Raw genomic sequence first — 3,473 nt, forward strand, 5'->3', positions numbered from 1 at the left:
GATTCTACCCTGGAATCACCTTCCGCAATTCTCCCGCCGCCTGAAGCAGTGCCGGCAGCAGCCGCTCCCGCACCGTGTCCTGCGGCGCGCGGGCGGTCTGCACGCCGATATTGATGGCGGCGACGCAGCGGCCGCGCTGGTCGCGCACCGGCACGGCGAGCGAGCGCAGCCCGATCTCCAGCTCCTCTTCCACCAGCGCGTAGCCCTGGGCGCGGGCCTCGGCGATGGCGGCGCGGATTTCGGCGCGGCTGGTGCGGGTGTGGCTGGTCAGGGCTTCCGGCGTCAGGGCGGCGATGTGCTGTTCCAGCGCCCCGTCCGGCAGGGCGGAGAGCAAAGCGCGGCCGAGCGCCGTGCAATGCGCCGGCAGCCGGCTGCCGACGCCGAGGCTGATCGACATGATCCGCCGCGCCGCGGCGCGCGCCACATAGACCACCTCGGTCCCGTCCAGGATGGCGGCGGAGCAGCTCTCGCCGGTGGCCTCGCGCACCGCGTCGAGCTGGGGTTGCAGCAGTTCCGGCAGGGTGGCGCTGGACAGCCAGGCGCCGCCCAGCCGCAGCACGCGCGGCGTCAGCCAGTAGTGGCGGCCATCGCCCTCGGCATAGCCGAGCGCGGCCAGTGTCAGCAGGCAGCGCCGCGCGGCGGCGCGGGTCAGGCCGGTGGCGCGGGCGATCTCGGCGATGCTGGCGCGCGGGCGGGTGGCGTCGAAGGCCTCGATCACGGCGAGGCCGCGCGACAGGCCGCCCAGCACATCGCGCGCCGCCGGGCCGCGCTTCATGCCGGGCTGCCGCGCGGCGTCTCGGCCGCCACCTGCAAGAGCTGGGCGCGCAGCCAGGCGTGGCGGGCATCCTGCTGGTCGCGGCGGTGCCAGGCCATGTGCAGCGGCAGCGCGTCCAGCCGCCCATCGGCCAGCGGCACGGGCACGCAGGCGAAGCCGGACAGCGCCGCGTGGCGCAGCAGGCCGGGCAGGGTGGCGAGCATGGCGCTGCCGCGCAGGAAGGCGGCGATGCCGGTGAAATCCGGCAGGCGCAGGGCGATGTCGCGGTGGATGCCCTCGGCCTCCAGCCGCTTGTCGAATTCCAGCGCCTCGCCTTCGGGATGCACCACGGTGATATGGCGGGCGGCGAGGTAGTCCTCGGCATTGCGCGGCGCCGCGCGGCAGGCCGGGTCGTAGAAGCAGGCGAAGCGGTCGGAGAGCAGCCGCCTTCGCAGGATGTCGGTGCCGGAGGGCGGGATCGGGGTGATCACCAGGTCGCAGCCGCGCTCGCGCAGCAGGGCGGCGCCGGGCGCGCCGGAGGGCACCACCTTCAGGCTGAGCTGCGCCACCTGCGCCGCGACGCGCGCATGGAAGCGCGGCAGCAGCAGGTCGCGCTGGAAGTCGTTGGCGGCGATGGTCAGCGCCAGCCGGGCGGTGGCGGGGGCGAAGCTCTGCGGCCGGGCCAGCGCCTGCAACCCGTCCAGCAGCGCCTGGGCCGGGCCGGCCAGCGCCCGGGCCCGCGGGGTGGCCACGATGCCGCGGCCGGATTTGACGAAGAGCGGATCGCCCAGCAGGGCGCGCAGCCGGATCAGCCCATGGCTGGCCGCCGACTGGCTGAGGCCGAGCCGGTGGGCGGCGGCGGTGACCGAGCCTTCCTCCAGCACCGCCAGGAACAGGCGCAGCGCGTGGCCGTCCAGCGCCAAGGCATCGATGCCGTTCATGCATCGCATGCTACCGGCCCGGTTTCTTCATGCAAGCGGGCGCGGCATGCTGGGGAGGACCGGGCCCTGCCGCCCGGGCGGAGGACACGCCATGCCCCAGCCGGGCGACATCATCAAGCGCAACCGCGCCCTGCACCCGCCGGCCTACACGCCGAACTACAAGACCAGCGTGCTGCGCAGCCCGCGCTGCGCCCTGGTCTCGGTCGAGCCGGGGCCGGGGGAGAACACCGGGCCCATCTTCAAGGCCAACATCCTGGCGCCGCTGGAGAACGACCTGATCCGCAACTACGCCAAGGATGGCGAGGCGATCGGCGAGCGCATCATCGTCTTCGGCAAGGTGCTGGACGAGAATGCGCGCCCCGTGCGCAACACGCTGATCGAGGTGTGGCAGGCCAATGCCGGCGGCCGCTACCGGCACAAGAACGACGCCTATCTGGCGCCGCTGGACCCGAATTTCGGCGGCGCCGGGCGCTGCATGACGGATGGCGACGGCAACTACTTCTTCCGCACCGTGCGCCCCGGCCCCTATCCCTGGCGCAACCACGGCAGCGACTGGCGCCCGGCGCATATCCATTTCTCGCTGTTCGGCGATGCCTTCGTCCAGCGCCTGGTCAGCCAGCTCTATTTCGAGGGCGACCCGCTGATCGGCCTCTGCCCGATCCTCGGCACGCTGCCCGACGCGGCGGCGCGGGAGCGGCTGGTGGCGAAGCTCGACATGAACCACAGCGTGCCCTTCGACGCGCTGGCCTACCGCTTCGACATCGTGCTGCGCGGCCGCCGCCAGACCTTCTTCGAGACCCGCCCGGAGGGGATGTGACCATGCCCGTGCAGCATCTTCAGGAAACGCCGAGCCAGACCGGCGGCCCCTATGTGCATATCGGCACGCTGCCGGCCTTCGCCGGGCTGGCGATCCGCACCCAGGAGCAGCCGCACCTGATCACCGGCCCGGGCGAGCGCATCCGCATCGAGGGCGTGGTAACCGACGGCTCCGGCCATGCGGTGCGCGACGCGCTGCTGGAACTGTGGCAGGCCGATGCCCAGGGCCGGCACGATGCGGAGGATTTCCTCGGCTGGGGCCGCGCCGCGGCCGATGCGGCGACCGGGGAATGGTTCTTCGAGACCATCCGCCCCGGCGCCGTGCCCTGGCGCGACGGCCGGCCCCAGGCGCCGCATGTCTCGCTGCTGATCTTCGCGCGCGGCATCAACATCCACCTGCACACGCGCATGTATTTCCCCGAGGACGCGGCGGCGCTGGAGGCGGACCCGGTGTTGCGCTGCGTCGAGCAGGTGGGGCGCCGCGCCACGCTGCTCGGCCGCCCGGTCGAGGGGCGCGCCATGCCCACCTACCGCTTCGAGATCCGCCTGCAGGGCGAGGGCGAGACGGTGTTTTTCGATATGTGAGGCACGGGCGCGGCGGGGGCGCCGCGCCCGGTGTTTCCGCGCCCGGGGCTCAGGCGGGGCTGAGCTTCCAGGCGCAGCCGGCGCTCTCGACGCGCCGGAAGCCCTCGATATGCCCCCCCGCCACCACCCAGCCCTCGGCGGCGCAGCGGCGCAGCAGGGTGTGGCGGGTCGTCGCCCCCGCCTGCGGGTCGAGGTCGAGGTCGCAGGCCAGGCCGATATCCGGGTCGGCCGCCTGCAACTCGGCCATGTGCAGCGCATCGCCCCAGAGCAGCAGGTCGCCCAGCAGGTAGCCGGTATGGCCGGGCGTGTGGCCGGGCAGCGGCAGCGCCTCGATCCCCGGCAGCACCGCGCCCGGCCCGGTCGGGCGCAGCCGCCCG

4 protein-coding genes and 1 pseudogene are annotated in these 3,473 nt (G+C 73.6%); 2 read left to right on the forward strand and 3 right to left on the reverse strand.

Annotated elements, in window-relative coordinates:
• Positions 1 to 4: 4 nt before the first annotated feature.
• Entirely contained in the window at positions 5 to 775 is a 771-nt protein-coding gene (locus tag HMPREF0731_RS08950) for an IclR family transcriptional regulator domain-containing protein (protein WP_007003771.1), read from the reverse strand.
• Positions 772 to 1,695: a LysR family transcriptional regulator gene (locus HMPREF0731_RS08955; protein WP_007003772.1), complete on the reverse strand. Its 924-nt coding sequence runs from the start codon at positions 1,693 to 1,695 to the stop codon at positions 772 to 774. Before HMPREF0731_RS08955 ends, HMPREF0731_RS08950 begins: the two co-directional genes overlap by 4 nt.
• 91 nt (positions 1,696 to 1,786) lie before the next feature.
• Between HMPREF0731_RS08955 and pcaH the strand changes: the two genes are divergently transcribed.
• Together pcaH and pcaG are read left to right on the forward strand one after the other, a co-directional pair.
• On the forward strand, positions 1,787 to 2,512 hold the full coding sequence (pcaH, locus tag HMPREF0731_RS08960; protein WP_007003773.1) for a protocatechuate 3,4-dioxygenase subunit beta: 726 nt from the start codon (positions 1,787 to 1,789) through the stop codon (positions 2,510 to 2,512).
• 2 nt (positions 2,513 to 2,514) lie between these two features.
• Positions 2,515 to 3,096, forward strand: coding sequence for a protocatechuate 3,4-dioxygenase subunit alpha (gene pcaG / locus HMPREF0731_RS08965; RefSeq protein ID WP_040612600.1), 582 nt, complete (start codon positions 2,515 to 2,517; stop codon positions 3,094 to 3,096).
• A 49-nt stretch (positions 3,097 to 3,145) separates the two neighbouring features.
• Here the strand turns inward: pcaG and HMPREF0731_RS08970 are convergent.
• Positions 3,146 to 3,473, reverse strand: a pseudogene (locus HMPREF0731_RS08970) (AidB family quorum-quenching N-acyl homoserine lactonase); the annotation flags it as partial.

Origin of the sequence: Pseudoroseomonas cervicalis ATCC 49957, from assembly GCF_000164635.1 — a bacterium.
Classification (GTDB): Bacteria; Pseudomonadota; Alphaproteobacteria; order Acetobacterales; family Acetobacteraceae; genus Pseudoroseomonas; species Pseudoroseomonas cervicalis.